Origin of the sequence: Aromatoleum anaerobium (assembly GCF_012910705.2) — a bacterium.
Taxonomy (GTDB): Bacteria; Pseudomonadota; Gammaproteobacteria; order Burkholderiales; family Rhodocyclaceae; genus Aromatoleum; species Aromatoleum anaerobium.
Map to the genome: position 1 here is coordinate 849,480 of NZ_WTVG02000040.1, position 25,333 is coordinate 874,812.

Sequence of the window (25,333 nt, forward strand, 5' to 3'; positions counted from 1 at the left end):
ACGGGCCGTCCCCAGCGAGAGGAGAAAAATCATGACTTACGTGGTCACCGAAGCCTGCATCAAGTGCAAACACACCGATTGCGTCGACGTCTGCCCGACCGACGCTTTCCGCGAAGGCCCCAATTTCCTCGTCATCGACCCGGAGGAATGCATCGACTGCACGCTGTGCGTGGCCGAATGCCCGGTGGACGCGATCTATGCGGACGACGACGTGCCGGACGACCAGCGGCAGTTCATCGCGCTGAACGAAGAGCTGGCGAAGGAGTGGAAGCCGATCGTCGAAGTCAAGCCTGCTGCCTCGGACGCGGGGATGTGGGCGACGGTGAAGGACAAGCTGAAGTTCCTGGAACGCTGACCGGCTCCGGCTGCACAGTGGGTTGCCGCTACGTGTCGAGGATCCGCCGCAGCATGTCTGCGCGCGTGATCTCCATCCCGCCGGGCCGGCTCGTCAGCCAGCCGGCTTTCTGCCACCGGCTGAGGATGCGGATGACGGTCTCGACCCGCGCGCTCACCAGCTGGCTGATTTCCTCGCGGGTCAGATTCACCTCGACCGCGACCGAGCCCGAGCCCGACCCTGCTGGCCGGCCGAAGCGCTCGATCAGGTAGATCATCAATGCCGCCAGGCGCCGCGGCACCGAGCCCGCGCTGACGATGTCGATCTTCGCGCGCAGCGCAGCCGTATGCTGAAGCAGCGCCCGGTTGACGGCGAGGCCGACGGCGACCGAAGTCTCGAGGGCTTCCTGCAGCACGTCCGCGCGGATCGACAGGAGATCCACCGCGCCGCCGATCGCGATCGCATCGGCGGGAAACAGGCCGTGTTCGAGCGCCGCGGCGAGCCCGACCGCTTCGCCGGTGCGGAACAGGCCGACGACGACGCCGTCCCCGGTCGGCGTCGTCTGCCGGATCTGGACGATCCCCGCCTCGATGACCGCGAAGTGTGCGGCGCGCTCGCCGGTGAGCCACAGCGGCTCGCCGGACGCGAGGCGACGATGGCGCGCGCCCCGGGCGAGACGCGCGAGATCGCCGGGCTCCAGGGTCGAGAACAGCTCCAGCGCAGCCATCCGGTCGGCCGGAGCGCGGGCGTCTCCCGGTCTCGGCTGCGGCGTGGTCAGTGGTGGTGCGTGACCCATCATGCTCCTGCGAACAGCAACGAACGGGCGTCCGTTCAGGACGATTCGCGCACCAGCGCGAGCCGGATGCGCTCGATCGCGTGCGACGGGCTGAGGCTTTTCGGGCAGACCTCGGTGCAATTCATGATCGTGCGGCAGCGGTACAGGCGGTACACGTCATCCAGATAGGCCAGCCGCTCGGCGGTCGCCGTGTCGCGGCTGTCGGAGATGAAGCGGTAAGCCTGCAGCAGCCCTGCGGGGCCGATGAATTTGTCCGGGTTCCACCAGTACGACGGACAGAACGCGCTGCAGCAGGCGCACAGGATGCATTCGTAGAGCCCGTTCAGACGGTCGCGCTCTTCGGGCGTCTGCAGGCGCTCGCGCTCGGGCGCCAGCTCGTCGTTGATCAGGTAGGGCTTGATCGCGTGGTAGTGCGCGAAGAACTGCGTCATGTCGACGATCAGGTCGCGAATCACCGGGAAACCGGGCAGCGGGCGCAGCACCACCGGTTCCTTCAGCCCGGCCAGCGACGTCAGGCATGCCAGGCCGTTGCGCCCGTTGATGTTCATCGCGTCCGAACCGCACACGCCTTCACGGCACGAACGGCGGAACGACAGGCTGTCGTCGACCGTCTTGAGCCGCATCAGCGCATCGAGCAGCTTCTTGTCGCCCGCCTCGGGCATGACGTCGTAGTCCTGCATGCGCGGCTTCGCGTCGGTTTCGGGATTGAAGCGGTAGATGCTGATTCGCACGTCTTCCTCCTCGCCGCCGGCGCTCATCCGGCAGTCATGAAATGCGCGGCCATCGTCAGCGCGACGCGGATCACGATCGCGATCAGGACCAGTGCGATCAGCCCCAGCAGCGGCAGGCGCACGGCGGGCGAGTGAAGGTAGTCGAGCACGATGTCGCGGATACCGATCCAGCCGTGCAGCGCCAGCGCCGCGAAAAGCACGACGATCAGCACCGCGCCGTGCGGACTTGTCGCGAGCGCGTGCCAGCGTTCATAGCTGAGCGGCGGGCCGGCCAGCAGCATCGCCGCGGCCGCCGCGAGAAAGATCAGCAGCACGACCGCCGTCGCGCGCTGCAGCATCCACGCCCTTTGCCCAAGGAACAGCCTCATGACAACCACCTCACGGCAGCGGCGAGCGCGATCACTCCCGCCGCGACGATCGCGGCCCACGCGCTTGTCCGCGCTTGGTCGAGCCGGCTGCCGATGCCGACATCCATCAGCAGGTGGCGCAGCCCCGCGAGCACGTGGTGCGACGCGGCCCACACGACAACGACGAGGAGCAGCGCCCGGCCTGGAGCCGACACCAGTTCGCGCAGCGCTTCGAATTCGGCTTCGCTGCGCAACGACCGGTCGAGCGCAAGCGCGAGAAGCGGCAGCGTGACGAGCAGCAGCACGCCCGAGATGCGATGCCCGATCGACGCGATTGCGCCAATCGGAAAGCGGATCTGCGACAGGTTCAGGAACTTCGGGGCGCTTCCAGGCGGTGCTCGCATGTTCGCCTCCGCAGGTGGCTAAGTGGACTCGTCCCCGCAACCGCAGTTCGGCTCAGCGGCGATAACCCGGTGGAGCTGGACGTGTGCGCGGTTACAGAGAATAGTAGGTTCGCGTTTTAAAGAATCAACGTACAGGCATCTTCAGCGGCTCATCCCTGCCATGAAGGGGGCGAGCAACGGCGGGCAGTCACAGTCGGCGTCGTCTCGCTGCCCGCTCTCGTCCGTCAGTGGTGCAGGATCTTCGCGAGGAAATTCTGCGCGCGCTCGGAGCGTGGCTGGCCGAAGAAGTCATCCTTGGCCGCGTCCTCGACGATCGCGCCGCGATCCATGAAGATCACGCGGTGCGCGACCTTGCGCGCAAAGCCCATCTCGTGCGTGACGCACATCATCGTCATGCCTTCGTGCGCGAGCTGGACCATCACGTCGAGCACCTCGTTGATCATTTCCGGGTCGAGTGCGGACGTCGGCTCGTCGAACAGCATGCAGATCGGATCCATCGCGAGCGCGCGCGCGATCGCGACGCGCTGCTGCTGGCCGCCCGAGAGCTGGCCGGGATACTTCGCCGCCTGCGCCTTCAGGCCGACACGGTCGAGCAGCTTCAGCCCCTTGTCGACGGCCTCTTCGCGACTGCGGCCGAGCACCTTGATCTGCGCGATCGTCAGGTTGTCGGTGATCGTCATGTGCGGGAACAGCTCGAAGTTCTGGAACACCATGCCGACCTGCGCGCGCAGCTTCGGCAGGTTGGTCTTCGGGTCCTCGACGGCGACGCCGTTGACGACGATGCTGCCTTTCTGGAACGGCTCGAGCGCGTTCACACACTTGATCAGCGTCGATTTGCCCGAGCCCGACGGGCCGCACACGACGACCACTTCGCTCTTCTTCACGTTCGTCGTGCAGTCCGTCAGCACCTGGAAGCTGCCGTACCATTTTGAGACGTTCTTGATCTCGATCACGTTCGAAACTCCGGAGGGTCAACGAATGATGGCGATGCGCGACTGCAGCAGCTTCACGAGGCGCGAAAGGGTGAAGCAGATGACGAAATAGACCACCGCGACGGTGGTGTACATCTCCACCGGGCGCAGGTCGCGCTGCGTGATCTTGTCGGCCGCGCCGAAGAAATCGGTCGCGCCGATCGCATACACGAGCGATACGTCCTGGAACAGGATGATCGTCTGCGTCAGCAGCACCGGCAGCATGTTGCGGAAAGCCTGCGGCAGCACCACCAGCCGCATCGTCTGGCCGTACGTGAAGCCCATCGCATAGCCCGCCGCGACCTGCCCGCGCGGCACCGACTGAATGCCCGAACGCATGATCTCGGAGTAATACGCGGCCTCGAACACGGTGAAGGTGAAATAGGCCGAATTCGCCGCCCCGATCGGCATCTGTTTTCCAGTGATCATCTGCAGCACCATCGGCAGGATCAGGTAGAACGCGAGGATCACCTGCACCAGCGGCACGCTGCGGAAGATGTTCACGTAGCCGGCGGCGAACCACTGCAACGGCGGGAGCGACGACAGGCGCATCAGCGCCAGCACCGTGCCGATCAGGATGCCGCCGAGCATCGCCGTGATAGTGACCTGCACGGTATAGCGCAGCCCCTGGGCGAGAAAACCCCAGTTCTCGAGGATGACCGAAAAGTCGAAATCGCTCATCTCAGTTGCTCCCCTTGCCGCCGACGATCAGCCCCGGTACCCGGGTACGCCGCTCGATGAACGCGAGGAGGCGGTTCATCAGGAACGCGAGCGCGAAATACGCCAGCGTCACGACGATCGTGATCTCGAGCACCTGCGAGGTCTTCTCGATGATCTGCTTGTACTGGAAGTACAGCTCCAGGATGCCGACGGCGTAGGTCACGGCGGAATTCTTGAAGATGTTCATCGCCTCCGAGGTCATCGCCGGCAACACGATGCGGTAGGCCATCGGCAGGCGCACATGGCGGTAGGTCTGCCATTCGGTCAGGCCGAGCGCGAGCCCGGCATTACGCTGCCCGCGGGACAGCGAGTTGATGCCCGCCTTGACCTGCTCGGCGATGCGCGCGGCGGTGTACAAACCGAGGCCGACGACCGCGATCACGACATACGGCAGGTCCTGCTTCATCCACATCCCGAGCCTGTCCGGCACCAGCTCGGGGACGACGAAGAACCACATGAAAAGCTGGACGATCAGCGGAATGTTGCGGAATACATCGACGTACGCGTCGCCGATCGCGACGAGCCAGCGCTTCGGCGTCGTGCGCATGACCCCGAGGGCCGAGCCGAGCGCCAGCGCGAGCGCGAGCGAGGCCAGCGAAACCAGCGTCGTCCAGCCCAGCCCGGACAGTATCCAGTCGTAGTACTTGAGACCGTCGTCGGTCTCGCGGAAGAAGAACAGCCAGTCCCAGTGATAGTCCATCGCAATTCCCCCGATTTGCCGCAACGGCAGGCGGCGAAGCCCGACGAAAAGGGAAGCAGCCGGGCGCGACGCCGCCCGGCTGCCCTGCGGCTTATTCGACGCCCTTGTCCGTCGGCGTCTCGAACGCGGCCTTGAGCACCGGGCTCATCGGGAAGTTCAAGTTCACGTTGCGCGGCGGAATCGGGTTCATGAACCACTTGCTGTAAAGCTTTTCCGCATCGCCGGACTTCATCAGCCCGACGAGGGTCTTGTCGACGATCGCCTTGAATGGCGCGTCGTCCTTGCGCACCATCACGCCGTACGGCTCATCACGCAGCGAAGGTCCGACGATCTCGAACGCGGACGGATTCTTCGAGCTCGCGATCAGGCCGGCGAGCAGGATGTCGTCCATGACGAACGCCGAGGCGCGCCCGCTCTCGACCATCAGGAACGAGTCGGCGTGGTCCTTGCCGTAGATGTTGCGCACGTTGATCGTCCTGCCTTTCTCGTTCTGCTTGATCAGCTGGTCGGACGTCGTGCCCGTCGTCGTCACGACCGGCTTGCCGTCGAGGTCGCCGATGTCCTTGACGCCTGAATCCTTGCGCACCCCCATGCGCACGCTGGTGATGAAATACGCGACGCTGAAGCCCACCTGCTGCTGGCGCGCGACGCTGTTCGTCGTCGAGCCGCACTCGATGTCGATCGTGCCGTTCTGCATCAGCGGAATGCGGTTCTGCGAGGTCACCGCCTGGTAATTGACCTGCAGGTTCGGCATCTTCAGTTCGGTCTTGACGGCGTCGACGACCTTTGCACACAGGTCCATCGCATAACCGATCGGCTTCTGGTTGGCATCGAGATAGGAAAACGGCACCGACGACTCGCGGTTCCCGACGGTGATGGCGCCCGTATCCTTGATCTTCTGCAGCGTGCCGCTTGACTGTGCGTGAGCGGGCGCGACCATGCCGGCCGCGGACAGACATAGCGCAATGACGGTGAGGGACTTGTGCATGAATACCTCCAGTCTTGGTTCGGGATCGACGAATTCTCGCCGCATGAGGCAACGGAAGCGCACGGACGTGACATTTCCTGTTGCCATCCTAGACCAACGGTCCCGCGCGAGATATCCCGGTGTACTCGACCCACTCGTTCGCGAGTATGCATGCGGGCCCGGCCGGCCAGCAGGACTGCGCCGCAGGCCGACGCCAACAAGGTCTCGTGCGACGCGGCGCGGACTCCCGAAAGGACGGCGTGCCCCCTGCGGGACAGCGGCGTGGCACACAGAAAGCGGGGCTTCCGGGCGCATCGCTTTCTGCTACAATGCGCGCCTTCCACGGAGAGGTGGATGAGTGGTTTAAGTCGCACGCCTGGAAAGCGTGTTTGGGATAATATCCCAACGCGGGTTCGAATCCCGCCCTCTCCGCCAGAATTCAAGGAAAAGCCCATGATTTCATGGGCTTTTCCTTTATTACCTGATGCGTTCTGCATCAAAATATACATGCCGCCGCTGGAAACCGGCCTCGTGACCGCTTCGGCGGGCCGGCTTCCCGAAGGTAGCGGCGTCATCGCGCGCCGGTCCGCGCAGCAGATACGCCGACGCATCGGGCAAAGCTGAACACGCGCTGCCAAGTGGATGAAACTCGCGGGCTGAAAGTTACGTTCGACGCCTGAACAGCCGGCTCCCGGCAGGAGCATGTCCTGCCGGGACCGGGCAGCGGGCCCGCGATTTGACTATCTTGGTATAGACGCCGAAGCCGGAAACGGCTCGCGACATGCGCAGCGGGCACGTGCTCGGCGACCTCGATGGGGGTCACGAATGACGAAAGGTGCGATCGTAGCGCGCTCCGGCAGCCGGCCCGCGCCTATGCCCCCGACCCGCTCTGCGATCGACTGCACGGCCCTTTCATCAGCACGGCACACGTCGACATGAGACGCACCAGCGGCGAAATCGGCGACCCTAACCCGGTGTTCGTGGAGCAGGTCGCGCTGCTTTATCAGAATGCTCCGCTCGCCTATACGACCACGCTGATCAACGGCGCGATTCTCGCGTACGTGCAGAGCGAACACATTCCGCTTGTCGTCCTGCTCGCCTGGTATGGATCGCTGATCGTCGTAACGGCGGGCCGTGCCGTCGTCGCGTGGCGCCATGCGTCCGCAAGCCACAACCCCACCCGCGCCCCTTTTTGGAACCTCCTTTATCTCCTTGGCGCGGGGGCCGCCGGCTGCGTGTGGGGTGCTGCAGGGCTGGTGCTGTTTCCGCTTGATTCGATCGCGCATCAGGTCTTTGTTGCCTTCGTTCTGGCCGGCATGGCCGCGGGCGGAATCACCGTGCTCGCATCGCGAATCGAAGCCTGTATGGCGTTCCTGCTGCCTGCGCTGTTGCCGCTGGCCATCCAGTACCTGACGCTGCACACGGCATTGCAGAGGGCGATGGGGGTCATGACGCTGATTTTCCTCGCAGCGCTGACGATTTCCGCGTGGAACTTCCATCGCGCCATCCGCACGTCCCTGCGACTGCGGTTCGACAAGCAGGAACTCGAGGCCGAAATCGCGCGGCGCCTGCGCGCTGAAGAACGGCTTTTCCACGAGAAGGACCGATTGCAGACAACCGTGCGGTCCATCGGCGAAGGCGTCGTCCTGATTGACGCCGACGGTCGAATCGAGGATCTCAATCCCGCCGCCGAACGGCTTTTCGACCGCTGCCGCCAGGACGCCGCGGGCCGCCCGCCCCACGAGGTCTTCGCATGTTTCGACGATCAGGGCTGGCGCAGTCCGACCGCGCTGGAAGACGCGCTGAAGTCGGCCACGCCTCAGAAAAAGCGTTCCGTCTTGTATGGCAAGGACAAAGTGAAGTACGTCATCGAGGAACTCGCCACGCCGCTCCTCGACCGCCACGACCGGCTGGTGGGCGCCGTGTCGGTGTTTCGGGACATGACGGAACAGCACCGGCTGACCGAGCAATTGATCCATGCCGCCGATCACGACGTGCTGACCGGGTTGCCGAACCGGAATCGGTTGAAGGAGAGAACCAGGCAGGCGATTGCGCGAGCGCAGCGCAAACAGGAAACCTTCGGGCTGCTGTTTGTCGACCTCGACGACTTCAAGATCGTCAATGACACCCTGGGTCATGCGAGCGGCGACGCGTTGCTCGTCGATGTCGCAAAACGCCTTACCGACTGCGTCCGAGCAGAAGATACGATCGCGCGGTTGGGCGGCGACGAATTCGTCGTGCTGCTGGATGGACCGACGCAAAAGACCGAGATCGAAGCCATCGCGCGCAAGATCCTCATCAGACTGCGCGAGCCTTTCCAGCTCGAAACGCAGTCGGCCACCATCAGCGCGAGCATCGGTACCAGTCTGTACCCGGACGACGGCCACGACGCGGAGAGCCTGCTCGGGTCCGCCGACGCCGCGATGTACCGCGCCAAGCACGGGCGAAACAAAAAATAGGGGACACGACAGCGTCGCTTTCTCCCCCTTTCTCCCCTTCTCCCCGTATGGATTTAGCTGCACGAACGGGATAGGGGCTGCGGGCAGCGGATAGTCCCTCGCATGCCCCGGCCCTAGGGTTGCAGCCATGGAAAACCCTGCACTTTGCCCGCTGACGAGGAACCCGGAGAGCGACACGCCCATGGACAGACTTCCCGACAACATCGCTGGACGCGCGCACGCACATGCACACGCACACGCGCTCGCCGCGACGCCTCCCGCTCCGGAAAGGCCCCTTCGGCACCGATCGCTCGCCCGCGCCCCGGTCGCGGTGCTGCCGTGGGCGATCATCGCAGGCCTGCTGTGGGCGGGCCTCTTCGTCAAGCCGCAGCCGGTCGGCAGCACGGTGCAGCCGCCGGTGCTCGAACAGCGCGACCATTTCTACGGAATCGCGCTCGCCGCTCCGGGGGAGGTCTGGGTCGTCGGCTCGAACGGCAAGATTCTCACGCTCGGGGCTGATGGCCGCGCCGAGCGCTTCGCGACGCCGACCGAGCGCACGCTGCAGGACATCGCGCTGTGGGACGCATCGCACGCGGTTGCGGTCGGCAACGGCGGCGTGATCCTTTTCACTGCCGACGCCGGCCGCACGTGGACCGCAGCGGCCGACGTGCCGCGTTCCGAAGTCGCGAACAAGCTGAACCGGGTGCGCGTTGACGAAGGGGGCGTCGCGGTCGCGACCGGCGAGATGGGGGCGCTGCTGATGAGCCGCGACTACGGGCGCACATGGACGCGGCTGCGCGAGGAGGAGGACGTCGCGTGGAACGACGTCGCGCTGCTTGGCGGGGGACGCATCCGCGTCGTCGGCGAGTTCGGCCGCATCCTCGCGAGCGATGACGACGGCGCGAGTTGGCAGGAGGCCGAGCCGCCGGTGCCGAGTTCGCTGATGGCGGTCGCGTTCCGCGGCACGGACGTCGGCGTCGCGGTGGGGCTCGAAGGCGTCGTCCTCGTGACCCGTGACGGCGGCCGCGAGTGGCGGAAGGTCGACATCAGCACGCACGACCACCTCTTCGACATCGCGTGGGATGCAACCGGCGGGCGCTGGATCGGGACTGGCGCGCTCGGCCGCTGGGTGCGCGCCGAGGCGGACGCCACAAACTGGACTACTGCCCGGCTCGACGACCGTGACCTGTCGTGGCATACGCGGGTCGTCCCGGCAGGCGAGTTCGCGTGGTTCGCCGGGGCAAACGTCGGCCGCTGGGACGGCACGCGCTGGATGCCGCTTGGCAACTGAGTCTCCTGCCGCCACGCCAATCTCCTGTTCGCAACTTCCGCCTTCCGCCATTGATTCCCCGCTTACCGAGACCACCATGATCGAACGCATTGCCGAATTCTGCATTCGCCGGCGCAGCTGGGTCGTTGGCAGCCTCGCGGCGCTGACCCTCGTGCTGAGCTGGTTCGCGCTGCATATCGAGGTACGCACCGTCTTCGAGGACATGCTGCCGTCGCGCCACGAGTACGTGAAGACGCACGAAAAGTTCAAGGACACGTTCGGCGGCTCGAACATGGTCACGATCATGTTCGAAGTCCCCGACGGCGAAATCTTCCAACCGGCCGTGCTCGAAAAGGTCCGCACCGTGACCCTCGGCCTGCGCGAAGTGTCGGCGGTCAATCCCTACCAGATCACCTCGCTCGCCTCGAAGAAGCTGAAGGAGGTGCGCGCATCGACCGCCGGCATCGAGACGCGGCCGCTGATGTGGCCGGAGCTGCCGGCAAACGCCGACGAGCTCGCGACGCTCCGGGAGTCGGTGCTGCGCAATCCCCTCGTCTATGGGCCGTTCGTGTCGAAGGACTTGCAGGCGACATTGATCACCGTCGACTTCATCGATCGCGAGGTTGATTACGCGAAAGTATTCAGTGAGATCCGCGCACTCGTCGCCAAGGTCGATGACGACAGCGTGAAGATCCGTGTCGTCGGCGACCCGATCCTGTACGGCTGGGTCAATCATTACGTGCCCGAGACGATCAACCTTGTCGCGGCCGCGCTCGGCCTGACCCTCGTGATGCTGTTCGTACTGCTGCGCACATGGCGCGGCGTGCTGCTGCCGCTGCTGGCCGGCGTCGTCAGCGCGATCTGGGCGCTCGGCATCTGCCGCCTGCTCGGCATCCACTTTGAACCGCTTGTGATCGTCGTTGCAATGCTGATCACGTCGCGCGCGGTGTCACACTCGGTGCAGATCGTCAATCGCTTCGACGACGAGCTCGCGCTCGTGCCGCCGGGGGAAGGTGTCGCACGGCATGCGGCGCGAGTCGCGCTCGCTGACCTGTTCCGGCCGGGGATGCTCGGTGTCATTGCGGACGCGGCGTGCATGGCGGTCGTCGCCCTGAGTCCGATCCCGATGCTGCAGAAGCTCACGGTGCTGTCCGTCGTCTGGGTGTCGACGCTGACGATCAGCGCGGTGATCCTGACTCCAGTGCTGCTGTCATACATCCGCCGCCCGCACGGCACGGTGCACCCGATCGACCTCGCCCCGCCCCTGCGCCGCATCCTCGACTTCGGCGTATGGATGGCAACGTCGCGTTTCCGCTACGCGGTGATCGGCTGCAGCACGATCGTCGTGACGGTCTCCGGCCTGTACGCGCTGAACCTGAAAATCGGCGACGCGAACCCAGGCTCGCCGATCCTGTGGCCGGAGTCGACGTATAACCGGGATTCGGCGGCGATCAACGCGCGCTTCCAGGGCGTCGACCGGATGTTCATCGTGCTCGGCGAAGATGGCAAAGAGGGGCTCGTGAAGAGCAACGACGTGCTGCTCGCGATGAACCGCTTCCAACGCTTCATCGAGGCACAGCCCGAAGTCGGCGGCACCGTGTCGATCGCCGACGTGCTGCCGGTCGTCAATAGCACGCTGCGGGAAGGCAACCCCCGCTATCTCGAGTTGGGCGACACGCAGCAGGTCAACGGCAGCCTGATGGGGATCCTCGACTCGGTGTCGGAGCCGGGCGACATCGACCGCTTCGCCGACAACCAGTACGCGAACGGCGCGGTGACCATGATGTTCCGCGACCGCCAGGGCGAAACGATCCGCACCGCAGTCGCCCGCGTGAAGGAGTTCATCGCACAGAACCCGCTGCCCGAAGGCCAGTGGCAGCTGGCCGGCGGGCTGATCGGCGTCATGGCCGCGGTCAACGAGGTGATCCTGTCGAGCCAGATCGAGGCGGTCGCGCTCGCACTGCTGGTGCTCGTCGTGATCTGCACCGTCGTCTATCGCTCGACTGTCGCGGGGATGCTGTTCATGGTGCCGGTGATCATCTCGAACACGCTGACTTTCAGCTTCATGGCGTGGAAGGGCATCGGCATGAACATCAACACGGTGCCGGTCGCCGCGCTCGGCATCGGGCTCGGCGTCGATTACGCGTTCTACATTGCCGACCGCATCAAGGAGGAAATCGCCGCGGGAAGCACGCCCGAGCACGCGATCCACCAGGCGCTTCATTCAGCAGGGATGGGCGTGATCGTCACCGCGAGCGTGCTGATCTTCAGCACGCTGTTGTGGTGGGGATCGTCACTGCGCTTCCAGGCGGAAATGGGCCTGTTGATGGCGATCTGGCTCGGCGTCTCGGCAATGTCGGCGCTGTTCGTGATGCCTTCGGTGATCTACGTGTTCCGTCCCGCGTTCATCTTCGGCCACCGCGAAGCACCGGTACTGGGCAGGCTGCGCCCGGCGATCCAGCCGGTTTGATGCGGGAGGGACGGTTTCTGTGCGCTGCGCCTCTTCGATATACAAGGGAGAAAACATGAAAAACAAGGAAGAGTTCGGGGCGCGCAAGCGTACCCGCCTGAAAAGACTTGCGGCCGCGGTGGCAATCGCCACGGCAGGGGTGCCGGCGTATGCGCTTGACGAGAGCATCCGCGTCGACGGCTACCTGCGCCAGGAGCTGTCATGGAATACCGAGAACTGGGTCGACACGCCCGGCTACGACGACCGCGGCAAGCTGTCGATGGCGCGCACGACCGCAAGGCTGAACATCGACTGGAAAGCAACCCAGGACGTATCGGTCGTCGCGAAGCTGCGCGCAGTCGGCGAGTTCGAAACCGGCTTTCTCGAGCATCTCGAGAAGATGGGCGCGAACAATTACCACTCGGGCGCGCGCGGCGACATCATGAAGCTCTACAACCGCAACGACATCGGCGACGTCGTGCGCGAGCTGTATATCGACTTCCCGCTTGGCGAGCGCACGCGGATGCGATTCGGCAAACAGCAGATCGCGTGGGGCGAGACCGACTTCTTTGCCGCGAACGACATCGTTCACGGCTTCGATTACACGTGGCGGACGTTCCTCGAGCCAGCCAACGAAGAACTGCGCAAGACCAACATCATGTTCAAGCTGAACATCGACGTCCCCGAACTCGACGGCGGGGTCGAGATGTTCCTGCGCCCCGGCTGGGACCGCAAGGAAGATATCGGCACCGAACTCGACATCTACGGCGGACGGTGGTCCGGCCATCCGTACGCCGGCGTCGATTTCCGCAACATCGACCCGTACGACTTCGACAACAAGGAAGGGGACTACCGCGACCCGACCGGCGGCATCCGCTGGAGCGGGCTGGCCGGCGACATCAACTATTCGGTGTCGTACCTGAAGACGTTCTGGCCGAGCCCGATCATGAACGGCACGAGCAAGTTCAACGGCATGCCGGGCACGAGCCCTGTCGACACCGTCGGGCGGGCCGACACGACGGGCCTGTTCGGCAACGTGATCTATCCGATGGTCGACGTATTCGGCTTCACCGGCAGCGGCTACGCCGAGTGGGCGGATGCGGTATTCAGCACCGAGGTCGCGTACGTCAAGGACTTGCCGTACCAGATCTCGCTGATCCCCGGCTCCTTCGCGTCGCAGGTCGTCGCGCCCGGTTTCGACGGCATCGAGCGCAAGGACGTGCTGACGTGGATGCTGCGCATGGACAAGAACATCGCGGCGACGCAAAGCCTGCTTGGCACCGAGAAGCCGATGTTCTTCTCGCTGCAGCTGTTCGACAAATGGATCCAGAACTACGACCGCGACGACCGGCTGCTGAACAGCGTCGGCTGGGGCGCACGGACGAAGGAACACTCCTTCCTGCTGACCGGCATCTTCGGCCTCAGCTACGACAACGGGCGCGTGAAGCCCGAGCTCGTCGTCGGCAAGGACCTGACCTACGGCGGCGGTTTCGCGGTCCCGTCGGTGACGATGGAGCTTGCGAAGGACTGGCGCTGGAAGGTCGAGTACGACGCATTCTGGTCGGACAAATGGCGCGACACGCGCGACTGCGCGCCGCCGAACGCCGGCCTCTGCGACGACACCGGCCTTTTCGGCGTCTTCCACAAGCGCGACCAGTTCTACACCAGCCTGACCTACCTCTTCTGACAGCGGACGGACAACGACGATGACTTTGCACACCCCCCTGCGCGGCGCACTCGGCGTCGCACTGATGACGGCAACGTTCGCGGCCGGTGCCGCGGAGCTCCCCGAAGGCACGGTGATCTCGGCCGAGAACATCGACAAGATCAAGAGCGATACCTTCGAGGGCCACACGATCGGGAACCTGCTGTCCGAGCGCATGGAATGGCGCATCCGCAACAACGGCTGGAAGCTGCCGCTGGCGAAGTCGAAGGCAGTCCCGCTCGACGCGAAATGGACCAAGGCCTCACAGGCGAACGCCGGCAAGACGAAGATCAACGCCGACACCTGCCAGGTTGACGGCTGGGCGGCCGGCCAGCCGTTCCCCGACATCGACATGAAGGATCCGCAGGCCGCCGAGAAGGTCGTGTGGAACTGGCACCTCGGCCAGCTCTCCGGCGACGTCGCCTATGTGCCGTACTTCACTCAGGTGCTGATCGACGGCGAGAAGGGCGTGCACGCCGAGCCGGTCGCCGAATTCACGCGCTACGCGATGAAAGGGCGGCTGTCGGGCGAGCCGGTCGAAGGCGACGGCGCCGAACGCAGCCGACAGCTTCTCTACTTCAAGGCGCCGTCCGACATGAAGGGACTCGGCACCTTCAGCATCATGTACGACTCGACCAAGGTCAATGACGTCTGGGCGTACATCCCGGCAGTGCGCCGCGTGCGCCGGCTGTCGGGAGGCGCGTGGATGGACCCGATCGGCTCGTCCGACCAGTTGCAGGACGACCTCGAGATCTTCAACGCGCGACCGTGCTGGTACCCCGGCTACAAAATGCTAGGCAAGCGCTGGGTGCTCGCGGTCGCGAACAGCAAGACGCCGCTGTGGAACAAAAATGGCAAGGACTTCGCCGAGAAATACCCGGTGCTCGAAAACGCCGTGCCGTACTGGAACATGAACCACAACCGCTTCGAGCCGCGCGAAGTGTACGTTATCGAAGCGACGACGCCGTCCGAACATCCGTACAGCAAGAAGGTGCTGTATGTCGACACGAAGTACCCGCGCATCTATTACGGCGAGGCGTACAATCGCAAGGGCGAGTTCTGGAAGTTCATGGAGTTCCATTCGTACGCGGCGCAGGCCGAGGACGGCTTCACCGACGTGCGCACGAGCGGCGGCGCGATCATCGACTTCCAGCGCAACCACGCGACCGTGTTCCTCGTTGATTCGCCGTCGTGGAAAACGAACATCCCGAGCGTGAGTTCGAAGGACTACTCGCTGCAGACCCTGCAGGCGGCGGGACGCTGATCCCCAGGGAGTGCCGGCCCTCCGGTTCTCCCCGCCTCCCCGGCCGGTCGTTGACGGTCGGGGAGACGACGAGAAAAAGGGAGTGGACGGCTCATCGACCCAGCGTTGCCGACGGACTCTCGCCGAACGCGCGTTTGTAGTCCGAGGTGAAATGGCCGAGATGCGAAAACCCCCACTGCATTGCGACGTTGGTCACCGTGGTCGAGTCCGGTGAAGCCTGCAGCAGCACCTCCCGGACCCGCTGCAGCCGCACGTCCTTCAAATAGTGCATGGGCGTCGTGCTGCGGTACTTGCGGAAGCCGGCGAACAGCGAGCGCGTGCTGACGCCGGCGTGCTCGGCGAGTTCGCCGATCGTCAGCGGCTCCTGCGCGTTCTCATCGATGAACCGTTCCACCTTGCGGATGAAATGCGGCGCGATCGACGGTCCGTTATCTTCGAGACGCTCCGAGTAGTTGTGCGGCTGGCTCAGCAGCAAAGTCGCGATGACCATCTGCTCGATCTGCGCCGAAAAGAGCGGCGAGTCGAGGATCGTGTCCTCGCCGCTACGCTCCTGCCCGACCTCGTCGCACAGCCAGTTCATCAGCCGCACCCACGAGAGGCTGCGCGGGGCGACCAGCGACATCTCGGGCCGGAATTCAACTGGCTGCCGGAGATTTCCGCCGAGGTGCTGGCGGCAGTGACGCTCGAGCGCATCACGGTCGATCTTGACGACCAGCTTCTCAGTGTCGGCGCCGTGACGCATCCTCACCGGCAACGTCGGGCTCACCACCGACGCCACGTCTGGGGTTGAATTGACGGTCTCCCCGCCATGCTCGACGACCTCGGCCCCCGAGATCGGCATCTGGATCAGCGCGAAACTGTCGAGCTGTCCCGGCTCGATCACGACACTGGCGCCATACAGTATGCGCCCGACGCCGATCCCCCGGATCTGCCGAAAGTACATCTCTGCCCCGATCGGACCGCGCTCGCCGACGACGCGCAGCCGATGCGAACAGAACACGCGCGATACGCGATCGCGCGCCTCCTCCAGGTCCGACGTCCGAAACAGAAGCGAATTGGCCAGCACGGGCACAGATGCGGCGGCCCCGAAACGATGTTGTGTCTCCACGACTGCTCCTCCACGCTATCCTGCTTGAGCAGGTTTTTTTATGTCTGGGTTGATGATGCTTAATTTAATTCAAGCTTCTAGTTCATCCTCGTCGCGTCATCCTTTCATGGCCACCCTCCCTCATTGGTGCCGTTCACCACGATCCGCAACGCCTGAATCTGCACCACTCGGATAGGCGCTTCGTTAGACGGATAGGCAGTCCGGGCCGCTGCCTTTAATCTGCCTTCACCTTCCCGACACGAGGTGTGCAGATGAAAGCGTTCGGTTTCACAGGTTACAGCGGTGCGGGGAAGACGACACTGATCGAGCGCATCATTCCGTGTCTGGCGAACGAGGGCCTGCGCGTGTCGCTGATCAAGCACGCGCACCACACTTTTGACATCGACCACCCCGGCAAGGATTCGTGGCGCCACCGTCAGGCCGGCTGTGGCGAGGTCCTGATCGCGTCGCAGAAGCGCGTCGCGCTGATGCGCGAATTGCGCGGCGCGCCCGAGCCGGACCTGGACTGCCTCGTGAAGATGCTCGCGCCATGCGATCTCGTGCTGGTCGAGGGCTACAAGCACGCGCCCTTGCCGAAGATCGAAGTGCGCCGCGCCGCGCGCCCTGCCGCGGCGCTTCATCCGACCGACCCGTGGGTCGTCGCGGTCGCGAGCGATTGCGACGAGGAGACGCATCTGCGCACCTTCGATCTCGACGAGCACGAAGCGATCGCCCGCTTCATCTGCCGGTATCTCGCGCTGCCGCGCAGGCCGCGCGAACATGCCACGCGAGAGCGAGCAAAACGCAGCGGCGCGGTTCTGCGTTTGACGCCGCGGTGAGCGCGGCGGCGAAACGGAGCCGGGGCGTCGGCCACGGCAATAACGGGAACGGGTTCAAGACCCGATTCCGGGCGGATCGACCTGCCTGAGCCGGTCGCGCAGCCGGTTCTTGTCGATTTTGCCGACCGCGGTCTTCGGCAGTTCGTCCACGATCGACACGAGCGCGGGGATCTTGTATTTCGCGAGGTTCGCCCCGCAGTGTCCCGTCAATTGCTCGGGTGTCGCCATAGCGCCCGGCCGCAGCGCGACGATCGCATGCACGAGTTCCCCTCGGTAAGCGTCGGGAACCGCGACAACCGCGGCTTCGCGCACCGCCGGGTGGAGGTACAGGACCTCCTCGATTTCGCGCGGGAACACGTTGAAGCCGGACACCTTCGCCATCTCCTTCTTCCGGTCGCGAATGTACAAATAGCCGTCGCTGTCGAACTCTCCGACGTCGCCGGTATATAACCAGCCGCCTCGGATCGTCGCTGCGGTTTCGTCCGCCAGGTTGCGGTAGCCGGACATGATCTGCGGACCGCGGACGCGGATTTCGCCCTTTTCCCCGACGCCGAGCGACCGCTCGCCATGTTCAAGGTCGACAACCTCGATCGCGGTGTCCGGCAGCGGCCGGCCGACCGATCCCGACTTGCGCTCACCGTGCAGGGGGTTGAACGTCAGCACCGGGCCGGTTTCCGACTGGCCGTAGCCTTCGAGCACGGGCGCGCCGGTCGCGCCTTCCCATCGCCGCAGCAGTTCCTCCGGCAACGCGGCGGAGCCGGAGTACGACAGGGACAGATCCGAGAAATCGGCACTGCCGAACCGCGGGTGCGCCAGCAGGCTCGTGAACAGCGTCGGACTGCCGGCGATGATCGTGATGTGCTCGCGAGCGAGCAGGTCGAATACGGCATCCGGGGTGTAGCGCGGCACGATCACAAGGGTGCCGGCTGCGTACGTCATGTTGTGCAGACACATCGCCACGGCATAGATGTGGAACAGCGGCATCACGCACAGCAGCCGCTCGCCGTCCTTGCGCGTCGGCAGCAGCGCTTCGCGCTGACTGACGTTGGTCGCGATGGCATCGTGGCGCAGGTTCACGCCTTTTGCGCGGCCAGTGGTGCCACCGGTGTACTGCAGCGTCGCGAGCTCGTCGCCGGCTGGCAGCGGCTGCGGCAGATCGCGGTCTGCTGCGTCCCGCCATGCGGTCAGACGACGTGCGCCCGCGCCGATACAGATGCGGTGCGGGATGCCAAGCTCGTCGGCGAGCGGCTCGACGATCGCGCGTTTGTCTTCGTCATAAACGATGACGTGCAGGCCAGCGTCCGCAAAGAGCGCGCGCAACTCGCGAGCAGTATAGAGCGGGTTGAACGGCGCCGCCTGCGCGAGCGCGGCCTGCGCACCGAACATTGCGACACAGATGTCGGCCGAATTGCTCAGCACGATCCCGACACGTTGGCGCGTCGCGCCGAGACCGACCAGTTCGTCGGCAAACCAAGCGACACAGCGCAGATATTCGCGATACGTAAGCCGCTCTTCACGGCATACGAGCGCCTCGCGGTCGGGAGCGCACTCGGCCGCGTGCGCGAGCATATGCACGACGCTCGGGTAGACGGTTGGCATTTTCGACATCATCTCCTCCTTGTTGCCGCAGCCCGGCTCCCGTGCGCGCGACGCAGTGCGCGGGGCGCGGTATCGCCGCGGCGGGACCGCTCATCCTGACGGCCTCGCCGCATCGCTGCCAGCCATGCGCTCCAGCCGCTATCCGTGTAATACGGGTTTCGGTCCTGAGCGCGGCGGCCATGGATCAAAGTCGGCATCCCGCCCGGTACCCGGCATGCATCGCGTCATAGACCTTCGCGGTGCGCACGCAGTCTCCGACCTCGTACACGGCCATGCCCCCGCCCTCGCGCAACGCCGCGGCGAGGCCGTCACGATTCGGGCCGTACCCGAGCGCGGTGACAACCGAATCTGCTTCAAACTGGCGCGTCCTGCCGTTACGGTCGGCCGCGGTCACCCGTCCGCCCGAAATTTCCGTGGCCTGCAGGCCGGTGATGATCTCGATGCCGGCTCGGGCGAGCATCTCGCCGTACGAGATCTTGTCGGTGATCGTGCAATCACGCGCCATCAGCTCGTCGCGCCGGTGCAGGATCGTCACCTCGCGGCCGGCTTGCTGCAAGTAGAGGGCGACTTCCACCGCGGTCTCACCGCCGCCGAGCACCAGCACGCGCCGGCCGGGCGTCGCGCCGCCGTTGAAGACATCGATCGCATCCATGACGCGCGGACCGTCAATCCCGGGGATTGGCGGTGCCGAAGCCTGCCCCCCGATCGCGATGACCGCCGCGTCGAAGCGGCCGACGATGTCCGCGGCTTCGGCGCGGCGCCGCACAACGTCGACGCCGAGCTTGTCCATCTGCGTCGCCAGGTAGTCGTTGAGGAAGCGCAGATCCGACTTGAACTCCGCGACCGAACCTTCCTGCAGCACGCCGCCGAGGCTGCGTTTCTCGAACAGCGTCACGCGGTGGCCGCGCAGCGCGGCGACGCGGGCCGCCTCCATGCCGGCGACGCCGCCGCCGACGACCGCGACCTTCTTCGCTTGCCGAGCCGGCGTCACCTGCAGGTCGCCCTCGCGCCCGATCTCCGGGTTGACCGAACAGCCGACGGCGCGGAAGCGGAAAAAGGTCCGGTCAAGACAGCCGTCGTTGCAGCGGATGCACGGCCGGATATCCTCCTGCCGGCCTTCGCGGGCCTTGTTGGACCATTGCGGGTCCGCCCACAGCGGCCGGCCGAGCGAGATGAAGTCGCCCTTGCCATCGGCCAGAATCTCTTCGGCGAAGTCCGGCAACGTGATCGAGCCCGACGCGATGACCGGGATGCCGACCGCCTTGCGCACCGCCTCCGCCGCCCACACGTTGTGGAGGCGTGGCACGGACATCGGGCTGACCTGGTGGATCATTTGATGATGGTCGCCGCCCGATACGTGGATCGCGTCGATGCCGAGCGATTCGGCGATCCTGGCGACCTCGATCGTCTCGTCGATGCCGAAGCCGTCCGGCTCGTAGTCGGTGCCGCTCAGGCGCAGCGTCAGCGGGAATGCGTGGCCGATCTTCGAGCGCGCACTCTCGATGATCTCGACAAGCAGGCGCGTGCGGTTCTCGAACGAGCCGCCGTAACGATCGGTGCGCTTGTTCGTGTGCGGCGACAGGAAGTTGGTGATCAGATAGCCGTGGGCACCGTGGATCTCGACGAGGTCGAAGCCGGCCGCAACCGCGCGCCGCGCTGCGTCGCCGAACGCCTCGACGATCTGCGCGATCTCGTCGATCGACAGCTGCTCCGGGATCGCCTTGTCGCCGCTGCGCGCCTTCAGTGCGAGCCACGGCACGGCGGACGCGGCCTTGATCGGCGGCGTGCCGAGAAACTTCTGCCGCCCGCAATGTTCGATCTGGATGCCGGCGCGCGCACCCTGCTCCTTGATCGTCTCGGCGAGCAGCGTCAGGCCGGAAATATGCTCGTCGCTGCTGATGCCGAGCTGGCAGTGCGCCGACTTGCTCGCGATGTCATCGACGTAGGCATACTCGGCGATGATCAGCCCGGTCCCGCCTTTCGCGACTTCGCGGTAGTGGCGGATCAGCCGCTCCGACACCGAGCCATCAATGTTGCTCATGCCGGTCGACGTCGGTGCCTTGATGATGCGATTGGGCAGTTCGAGGTTGCCGATCCGCCCCGGGGCAAACAGCTTCGGATATCTCATGTCCATGAACCTCCTCGTGTTGACGCGTCTGTTCTGTTAACCACCTTGCCTCGGCGTGCGGCCGTCCGACGCCGACCGCGGTTCGTTACCTGCCGCCCGTGAGCGTCTCGGCGTCGAGCGTATCGAGGCTCGCCGCACCGAGCAGCGCGCGACGCTGCAGCGTGAGCGCTTCAGGCATCAGGTATTCGGCGTAGAAACGGGCGAGCGCACGCTTCACCTCATGCAGCGGCGAATCTCCCGACGCTGCGGCCGCCATCCGCAGCCACATCCAGCCCCCGGCCACGAGCCCGACGAGCGCGAGATACGCACTCGCGCCGGCCTCAGCGTCGCGGCTCACATTCGCGACTCGCTGGGCGATTGCATCGGTGCAGGCGTCGAGCCGCAAAAGGCCGTCGACGACCGCGTCACGGATCTCCCGCAATTCCGCGCAGCCCGAGTTGCGATCGAGGTCGGCGCGGATGCGGGCGGCAAAAAGGCTGTAACGCTTGCCGTTGTCCTGCGGCAGCTTGCGCATCACGAGATCGAGCGCCTGGATGCCGTTCGCGCCCTCGTAGATCGACATTACGCGGCTGTCGCGCACGTATTGCTCGACACCGGCGTCGGCGACGTAGCCGTGGCCACCGAACACCTGCACCGCGAGGTTCGCGACTTCGAAGCCGGCGTCCGACCCGCACGCCTTGCACACCGGCAGCAGCCATTCGGCGAGGGCGAGCGCATCCGCCCGGGGTGCCTCTGGTCCGGCCTGCGCGAGGTCGAGCTGCAACGCGGCTTCGAGCACCAGCGCGCGCATCGCCTCGGTGCGCGCGCGCATCAGGTACAGCATCCTTCGCACGTCCGCGTGCTCGACGATCGCCACCGCGGGCGCGTCCGCCCGACCGCCCTGTGGCCGCTCCAGCGCGTAGCGCAGCGCCTTCGCAGTCGCCGCGCCTGCGACGGCGACACCCTGCATCGCGACTTCGAGGCGCATTGTGTTCACCATCGTGAACATCGCCTTCAGGCCGGCATTCTCCTGCCCGACCAGGTAAGCCTGTGCACCGTCGAAGTTCACGACACAGGTCGGCGAGGCTTTGAGGCCCATCTTGTGCTCGACGCGCGTCACCGTGACGCCGTTGCTGGCGCCCGGCGTGCCGTTCGCCTGAAGCGCACGGGCCGGGACGAGGAACAGGCTCAGCCCGCGCGTTCCCGGCGGCGAACCGGGGATGCGGGCAAGCACCATATGGATGATCTGCTCGGTGAAATCCTGGTCACCGTACGTAATGAAGATCTTCGTGCCGGTCACGCAGTAGCCGCCGTCGGACTGCCGCTCGGCGCGCGTCGCGATGCGGCCAACGTCGGAGCCCGCCTGCGCTTCGGAGATGCAGATCGTCGCGCCCCACCTGCCGGTCGCAAGCGACGGAGCGACGACATCGACGAGCCCCTTCGGCGCATGCGCGACCAGCAGCCGCGTCGCCGCGCGCTCCATCAGCGGCAGCATCCCGAATGCGACGCAGGCGCCGTTGACCATTTCTGCGCACGCCGCCTGCAGCGTCACCGGCAGCGCCTGGCCGCCGAATTCCTGGGGCATGTCGAGACCGGGCCAGCCGGCCTCGACGTAGTGCCAGTACGCGTCGCGAAAGCCGGGTGGAGTCACGACACGTCCGTTCTCGAGGCGACTGCCCTGCTCGTCGCCGGTTGCGTTCAACGGCGCAAGGACGCCTGCGGCGAAGCGCGCGGACTCGGCGAGCACGACGTCGGCGAGCTCGACATCGGCGTGCTCGAACGCAGGCAGGGAGAACAACCGGCCGTAGTCCAGCACGTCGTCGAGGACGAAGCGCAGGTCGTTCAGCGGGGGGAGGTATGAATCATTCATGGCCACTACCAGTCTCCGGAAAGATGAATGCAGCGCGGGCGCGTCACGTCACGTCACGTCACGTCACGTCACGTCACGTCACGTCACGCCACGCCACGCCACGCCACGCCGGCCCCGCTCCCGAGAAGGCGCCGCAGTTCCCGCTTGAGGATTTTTCCGCTGGGATTCTTCGGCAATTCATCGAGGAACACGACCGCGCGCGGCTTCTTGTAACTTGCCAAGGATCGCCGGCAGTGCTCGATCAACTCGCCCGTCGACGCGGACATTCCCGGCCGCAGCACGACCGCCGCCGTGACGACCTCGCCCCATTCGTCGTCGGGCAGGCCGACGACCGCGGCTTCGAGGATCGCCGGGTGGTCGTACAGCACGCTCTCGACCTCTTTCGTATAGATATTGACGCCGCCGCTGACGACCATGTCCTTGAGTCGGTCAACCAGGAACAGATAGCGCTCATCGTCGAGATACCCGAGATCGCCAGTGTGAAACCAGCCGTCGCGGAGCGCCTTCGCGGTTTCGTCCGGCATGCCCCAGTAGCCCGAGATCACCGAGTGGCTGCGTACCAGCACCTCGCCGACTTCGCCGGTGGCGACGTCGCGGCCGTCAGCACCAACGACGCGCACCTCGGCGCCGACTGCCTCGCGCCCCGCCGAGGCGAGACGCTTTTGCTGTTGCGCGCTGCCGTCCGGCACGTGGTCGGCGGCGACGAGGAAGGTCGCTTCGAGCGTCTCGGTCAGGCCATAGCCTTGGGTAAATCCGCAGCGCAGACGATCAAGCGCGCGCTGCAGCACGGCGGGCGGCATCGGCCCACCGCCGTAGAACACCAGCCGCAGTGACGAAAGGGGCGACACCGCGAGATCGGCGTGATTGACCGCCGCATTGATCATCGTCGGCACGAGCAGCGCCACCGTCACCCGATGCCGCCGCACGGCCGTGAGCCACGCCGCCGGCTCGAAACGTTCGATGATCACCTGCGTGCAGCCAAGCATCATGTACGTGACGCCCATGAATACGGCGCCCATGTGATAGAGCGGGGTGGACACGAGGTTGATGTCGTCGCCCCGGCTGCCATCCGCGACGAACTGGTTGAACGCGTTGGCCTCGAGGTTGCGATGCGACACCATTGCCCCTTTGGGCAGGCCGGTCGTGCCGCTGGTGAAGAACACCGCGAAGGTGTCGTCCTCCCCTGCGGGGGAATCGAGCGGCCCGGCGGCAGCGTCCTGCACCGCCTGCTCGTAGCGCTTCGCGCCGGCCAGCGTCCCCCCGCCGACCATCCAGGGCTGCTGCAGGCCCGGAAGCAGCGTCTCGAGTTCACGCGCCGTATCGACGAACTCAGCGCCGACGACCAGCAGCGACGGCCGCGCGTGGCCGAGGATCTGCGCGAGTTCCGCGGGAGTGAGCCGGTAATTGAGCGGCAGCGCGACGAGCCCCGCCCGTGCGATACCGAGATAGAGCTCGATGAATTCCGGGCAGTTGGAAAGCAGGATTGCGACGAACTCGCCGCGCGCGAAACCGCAGGCGCGCAATGCATTGGCCACCCGGTCCACCCGTCCGTCCAGTTCCAGCCAAGTCTGGCTTCGCTCACCGAAGACGATCGCCGGCTTGTGCGGAAAGCGCAGCGCGTTGCGCCGCGCGATCAGATCGAGAGTCATCGTCACGCCCTCCGTGCGGGGCGGGGCTGCTTGTAGATCCGGGTGACGCAGGGCTCGTCGACCGGCTGCCCGTCGTCGTCGAACTGCCTGCCGAAGCTCGACTCGAAGACATCCCAACCCCATTCGCGCGGCAGGATGTCCATCCACAACGGCGTATGGACGCAATAGGCGGACAGCGTGCGGCCGAACGTTCGCGGCGCCGGTTGCTTCAGGACCGCGATGTTGATCGGGTGGCGCGCCGAACCCTCGTTCTTGCCGTCACGCATCAGCATTCCGCCGCTCGCGCAAAAGTGCAGGATGAAGGTCGTCTTCTCGTCGTCCTCGACGACGGTGAAGCGGTGTCCGTGCGCGCGCAGGAACTGCGCGTACATCTCCACGAGCAACGCCGTCGAGCCGCTCTCCCTCGCCTGCATCAGGATCGGCTTCCATACCTGCTCGCCGACGAAGCGCCAAACGTCCTCGACGGCGTCCTCGCCGAGACGGTCGCGGATGTAGGTACAGAAGAGTCCCGACATCTCGACGTAGAGGTCGTGCAGCGGCCGCCACTCGTCCTGGATCGCGCGGCACTGCTTCAGGGCCTCTTCGCGGTCGCCGTTCCGGATCGCGGCTTGGCACTTGTCGAGCGCAGTCACCGCGAGCTCGTGCCGCTCGATGGCAACCTCGGATGCCGGCCGGCTCATGCCGCCTCCCGCGCGATCAGGCGATCCACGCGGTGCGCGACCTCGTCCGACAGCAAGCCGGGCAACAAGACGTCGGCGACGCCCATGTCCTTCAGCGCCTGCACATCGTCCTCCGGTATGACGCCGCCGCAGAACACCGGGACGCGCAGGCCTTCCCGCTGCATCTGTTCGATCAGGCGGCGCATCTGCGTCATGTGCTGGCCGGACAGGAAGCTGATGCCGATCGCGTCGACGTCCTCTTCGAGCGCGGTCTTGACGACGCGGTCCGCGAAATTGTGCAGACCCAGATACACCACTTCGTGGCCGGCGTTGCGCAGGATGTTGGCGACGGTGACGATACCGGTGTCGTGGCAATCCAGGCCCATCTTCGCCAGCAGAATGCGTTTGTGCATGCTCATGATGAATC

The 25,333-nt window shown here is 65.4% G+C and carries 23 protein-coding genes and 1 tRNA gene; 9 read left to right on the forward strand and 15 right to left on the reverse strand.

Annotated elements, in window-relative coordinates; translation table 11 throughout:
* Positions 1 to 31 precede the first annotated feature (31 nt).
* The gene (gene fdxA, locus GO606_RS19485; protein ID WP_169116757.1) at positions 32 to 355 is read left to right on the forward strand and encodes a ferredoxin FdxA; all 324 of its coding nucleotides are present in this window, start codon (positions 32 to 34) and stop codon (positions 353 to 355) included.
* Positions 356 to 383: 28 nt separating this feature from the next.
* On the opposite strand, the gene GO606_RS19490 is transcribed toward fdxA, so the two are convergent.
* From GO606_RS19490 to GO606_RS19525, 8 genes are all read right to left on the reverse strand, one after another.
* Positions 384 to 1,061 (reverse strand): Crp/Fnr family transcriptional regulator, encoded by a 678-nt coding sequence (locus tag GO606_RS19490; RefSeq protein ID WP_169116756.1) that lies wholly within the window; start codon positions 1,059 to 1,061, stop codon positions 384 to 386.
* Between the two features lie 104 nt (positions 1,062 to 1,165).
* Positions 1,166 to 1,861, reverse strand: a complete 696-nt coding sequence (locus tag GO606_RS19495) for a succinate dehydrogenase iron-sulfur subunit (RefSeq protein ID WP_281503931.1) — start codon at positions 1,859 to 1,861, stop codon at positions 1,166 to 1,168.
* A gap of 23 nt (positions 1,862 to 1,884) precedes the next feature.
* A complete protein-coding gene (sdhD, locus tag GO606_RS19500; protein WP_169116754.1) occupies positions 1,885 to 2,229 on the reverse strand; it encodes a succinate dehydrogenase, hydrophobic membrane anchor protein in 345 nt (114 codons plus the stop codon).
* Positions 2,226 to 2,612 carry a succinate dehydrogenase, cytochrome b556 subunit gene (gene sdhC, locus GO606_RS19505; RefSeq protein ID WP_169116753.1) on the reverse strand — a complete coding sequence of 129 codons (387 nt, stop codon included), beginning with the start codon at positions 2,610 to 2,612 and terminating at the stop codon, positions 2,226 to 2,228. Before sdhC ends, sdhD begins: the two co-directional genes overlap by 4 nt.
* Before the next feature lie 224 nt (positions 2,613 to 2,836).
* Positions 2,837 to 3,565 (reverse strand): amino acid ABC transporter ATP-binding protein, encoded by a 729-nt coding sequence (locus GO606_RS19510; RefSeq protein WP_169116752.1) that lies wholly within the window; start codon positions 3,563 to 3,565, stop codon positions 2,837 to 2,839.
* Between the two features lie 18 nt (positions 3,566 to 3,583).
* The gene (locus tag GO606_RS19515; protein WP_169116751.1) at positions 3,584 to 4,264 is read right to left on the reverse strand and encodes an amino acid ABC transporter permease; all 681 of its coding nucleotides are present in this window, start codon (positions 4,262 to 4,264) and stop codon (positions 3,584 to 3,586) included.
* Between the two features lies 1 nt (position 4,265).
* Positions 4,266 to 5,003, reverse strand: a complete 738-nt coding sequence (locus tag GO606_RS19520; RefSeq protein ID WP_169116750.1) for an amino acid ABC transporter permease — start codon at positions 5,001 to 5,003, stop codon at positions 4,266 to 4,268.
* 91 nt (positions 5,004 to 5,094) lie between these two features.
* On the reverse strand, positions 5,095 to 5,991 hold the full coding sequence (locus GO606_RS19525) for a transporter substrate-binding domain-containing protein (RefSeq protein WP_169116749.1): 897 nt from the start codon (positions 5,989 to 5,991) through the stop codon (positions 5,095 to 5,097).
* A gap of 323 nt (positions 5,992 to 6,314) precedes the next feature.
* On the opposite strand from GO606_RS19525, the gene GO606_RS19530 reads away from it, so the two are divergent.
* The 7 genes from GO606_RS19530 (at position 6,315) to GO606_RS19560 (ending at position 15,096) form a co-directional block, all read left to right on the forward strand.
* A tRNA-Ser gene (locus GO606_RS19530) sits at positions 6,315 to 6,405 on the forward strand.
* Between the two features lie 18 nt (positions 6,406 to 6,423).
* A complete protein-coding gene (locus tag GO606_RS19535) occupies positions 6,424 to 6,594 on the forward strand; it encodes a hypothetical protein (RefSeq protein ID WP_169116748.1) in 171 nt (56 codons plus the stop codon).
* A 188-nt stretch (positions 6,595 to 6,782) separates the two neighbouring features.
* Complete coding sequence (locus GO606_RS19540) at positions 6,783 to 8,429, forward strand: diguanylate cyclase (RefSeq protein ID WP_246979762.1); 1,647 nt, start codon at positions 6,783 to 6,785, stop codon at positions 8,427 to 8,429.
* A gap of 181 nt (positions 8,430 to 8,610) precedes the next feature.
* Positions 8,611 to 9,699 carry a WD40/YVTN/BNR-like repeat-containing protein gene (locus GO606_RS19545; RefSeq protein ID WP_169116747.1) on the forward strand — a complete coding sequence of 363 codons (1,089 nt, stop codon included), beginning with the start codon at positions 8,611 to 8,613 and terminating at the stop codon, positions 9,697 to 9,699.
* A 76-nt stretch (positions 9,700 to 9,775) separates the two neighbouring features.
* A complete protein-coding gene (locus tag GO606_RS19550; RefSeq protein WP_169116746.1) occupies positions 9,776 to 12,148 on the forward strand; it encodes an efflux RND transporter permease subunit in 2,373 nt (790 codons plus the stop codon).
* 55 nt (positions 12,149 to 12,203) lie between these two features.
* A complete protein-coding gene (locus GO606_RS19555; RefSeq protein WP_169116745.1) occupies positions 12,204 to 13,814 on the forward strand; it encodes a DUF1302 family protein in 1,611 nt (536 codons plus the stop codon).
* 19 nt (positions 13,815 to 13,833) lie between these two features.
* Positions 13,834 to 15,096 carry a DUF1329 domain-containing protein gene (locus GO606_RS19560; protein WP_169116744.1) on the forward strand — a complete coding sequence of 421 codons (1,263 nt, stop codon included), beginning with the start codon at positions 13,834 to 13,836 and terminating at the stop codon, positions 15,094 to 15,096.
* 91 nt (positions 15,097 to 15,187) lie between these two features.
* On the opposite strand, the gene GO606_RS19565 is transcribed toward GO606_RS19560, so the two are convergent.
* Entirely contained in the window at positions 15,188 to 16,204 is a 1,017-nt protein-coding gene (locus tag GO606_RS19565; protein ID WP_169116743.1) for an AraC family transcriptional regulator, read from the reverse strand.
* Between the two features lie 251 nt (positions 16,205 to 16,455).
* On the opposite strand from GO606_RS19565, the gene mobB reads away from it, so the two are divergent.
* Positions 16,456 to 17,022 (forward strand): molybdopterin-guanine dinucleotide biosynthesis protein B, encoded by a 567-nt coding sequence (gene mobB / locus GO606_RS19570; RefSeq protein WP_169116742.1) that lies wholly within the window; start codon positions 16,456 to 16,458, stop codon positions 17,020 to 17,022.
* A gap of 54 nt (positions 17,023 to 17,076) precedes the next feature.
* Here the strand turns inward: mobB and GO606_RS19575 are convergent, their stop codons facing one another.
* From GO606_RS19575 to GO606_RS19600, 6 genes are all read right to left on the reverse strand, one after another.
* Positions 17,077 to 18,621, reverse strand: a complete 1,545-nt coding sequence (locus GO606_RS19575) for an AMP-binding protein (RefSeq protein WP_169116741.1) — start codon at positions 18,619 to 18,621, stop codon at positions 17,077 to 17,079.
* A 184-nt stretch (positions 18,622 to 18,805) separates the two neighbouring features.
* Positions 18,806 to 20,749: an oxidoreductase gene (locus GO606_RS19580; RefSeq protein WP_246979764.1), complete on the reverse strand. Its 1,944-nt coding sequence runs from the start codon at positions 20,747 to 20,749 to the stop codon at positions 18,806 to 18,808.
* 85 nt (positions 20,750 to 20,834) lie between these two features.
* Positions 20,835 to 22,598, reverse strand: coding sequence for an acyl-CoA dehydrogenase (locus GO606_RS19585; RefSeq protein WP_169116739.1), 1,764 nt, complete (start codon positions 22,596 to 22,598; stop codon positions 20,835 to 20,837).
* An 83-nt stretch (positions 22,599 to 22,681) separates the two neighbouring features.
* Positions 22,682 to 24,247 carry a class I adenylate-forming enzyme family protein gene (locus GO606_RS19590; RefSeq protein ID WP_169116738.1) on the reverse strand — a complete coding sequence of 522 codons (1,566 nt, stop codon included), beginning with the start codon at positions 24,245 to 24,247 and terminating at the stop codon, positions 22,682 to 22,684.
* Positions 24,248 to 24,249: 2 nt separating this feature from the next.
* A complete protein-coding gene (locus GO606_RS19595; RefSeq protein WP_169116737.1) occupies positions 24,250 to 24,927 on the reverse strand; it encodes a hypothetical protein in 678 nt (225 codons plus the stop codon).
* Positions 24,924 to 25,325 (reverse strand): cobalamin B12-binding domain-containing protein, encoded by a 402-nt coding sequence (locus tag GO606_RS19600; RefSeq protein WP_211166438.1) that lies wholly within the window; start codon positions 25,323 to 25,325, stop codon positions 24,924 to 24,926. The genes GO606_RS19595 and GO606_RS19600 overlap by 4 nt, the downstream gene beginning before the upstream one ends.
* Positions 25,326 to 25,333: the final 8 nt, after the last annotated feature.

What these genes read in the sequence shown, in the direction of transcription:
- GO606_RS19520 (WP_169116750.1), bottom strand. Translation starts at nt 5,003, where the DNA reads ATGGACTATCACTGGGACTGGCTGTTCTTCTTCCGCGAGACCGACGAC.
- GO606_RS19490 (WP_169116756.1), bottom strand. Translation starts at nt 1,061, where the DNA reads ATGGCTGCGCTGGAGCTGTTCTCGACCCTGGAGCCCGGCGATCTCGCG.
- GO606_RS19590 (WP_169116738.1), bottom strand. Translation starts at nt 24,247, where the DNA reads ATGACTCTCGATCTGATCGCGCGGCGCAACGCGCTGCGCTTTCCGCAC.
- GO606_RS19595 (WP_169116737.1), bottom strand. Translation starts at nt 24,927, where the DNA reads ATGAGCCGGCCGGCATCCGAGGTTGCCATCGAGCGGCACGAGCTCGCG.
- GO606_RS19555 (WP_169116745.1), top strand. Translation starts at nt 12,204, where the DNA reads ATGAAAAACAAGGAAGAGTTCGGGGCGCGCAAGCGTACCCGCCTGAAA.
- GO606_RS19540 (WP_246979762.1), top strand. Translation starts at nt 6,783, where the DNA reads ATGGGGGTCACGAATGACGAAAGGTGCGATCGTAGCGCGCTCCGGCAG.
- mobB (WP_169116742.1), top strand. Translation starts at nt 16,456, where the DNA reads ATGAAAGCGTTCGGTTTCACAGGTTACAGCGGTGCGGGGAAGACGACA.
- fdxA (WP_169116757.1), top strand. Translation starts at nt 32, where the DNA reads ATGACTTACGTGGTCACCGAAGCCTGCATCAAGTGCAAACACACCGAT.
- GO606_RS19515 (WP_169116751.1), bottom strand. Translation starts at nt 4,264, where the DNA reads ATGAGCGATTTCGACTTTTCGGTCATCCTCGAGAACTGGGGTTTTCTC.
- GO606_RS19535 (WP_169116748.1), top strand. Translation starts at nt 6,424, where the DNA reads ATGATTTCATGGGCTTTTCCTTTATTACCTGATGCGTTCTGCATCAAA.
- GO606_RS19550 (WP_169116746.1), top strand. Translation starts at nt 9,776, where the DNA reads ATGATCGAACGCATTGCCGAATTCTGCATTCGCCGGCGCAGCTGGGTC.
- GO606_RS19525 (WP_169116749.1), bottom strand. Translation starts at nt 5,991, where the DNA reads ATGCACAAGTCCCTCACCGTCATTGCGCTATGTCTGTCCGCGGCCGGC.
- GO606_RS19585 (WP_169116739.1), bottom strand. Translation starts at nt 22,598, where the DNA reads ATGAATGATTCATACCTCCCCCCGCTGAACGACCTGCGCTTCGTCCTC.
- sdhD (WP_169116754.1), bottom strand. Translation starts at nt 2,229, where the DNA reads ATGAGGCTGTTCCTTGGGCAAAGGGCGTGGATGCTGCAGCGCGCGACG.
- GO606_RS19545 (WP_169116747.1), top strand. Translation starts at nt 8,611, where the DNA reads ATGGACAGACTTCCCGACAACATCGCTGGACGCGCGCACGCACATGCA.
- GO606_RS19575 (WP_169116741.1), bottom strand. Translation starts at nt 18,621, where the DNA reads ATGCCAACCGTCTACCCGAGCGTCGTGCATATGCTCGCGCACGCGGCC.
- sdhC (WP_169116753.1), bottom strand. Translation starts at nt 2,612, where the DNA reads ATGCGAGCACCGCCTGGAAGCGCCCCGAAGTTCCTGAACCTGTCGCAG.
- GO606_RS19600 (WP_211166438.1), bottom strand. Translation starts at nt 25,325, where the DNA reads ATGAGCATGCACAAACGCATTCTGCTGGCGAAGATGGGCCTGGATTGC.
- GO606_RS19580 (WP_246979764.1), bottom strand. Translation starts at nt 20,749, where the DNA reads ATGAGATATCCGAAGCTGTTTGCCCCGGGGCGGATCGGCAACCTCGAA.
- GO606_RS19560 (WP_169116744.1), top strand. Translation starts at nt 13,834, where the DNA reads ATGACTTTGCACACCCCCCTGCGCGGCGCACTCGGCGTCGCACTGATG.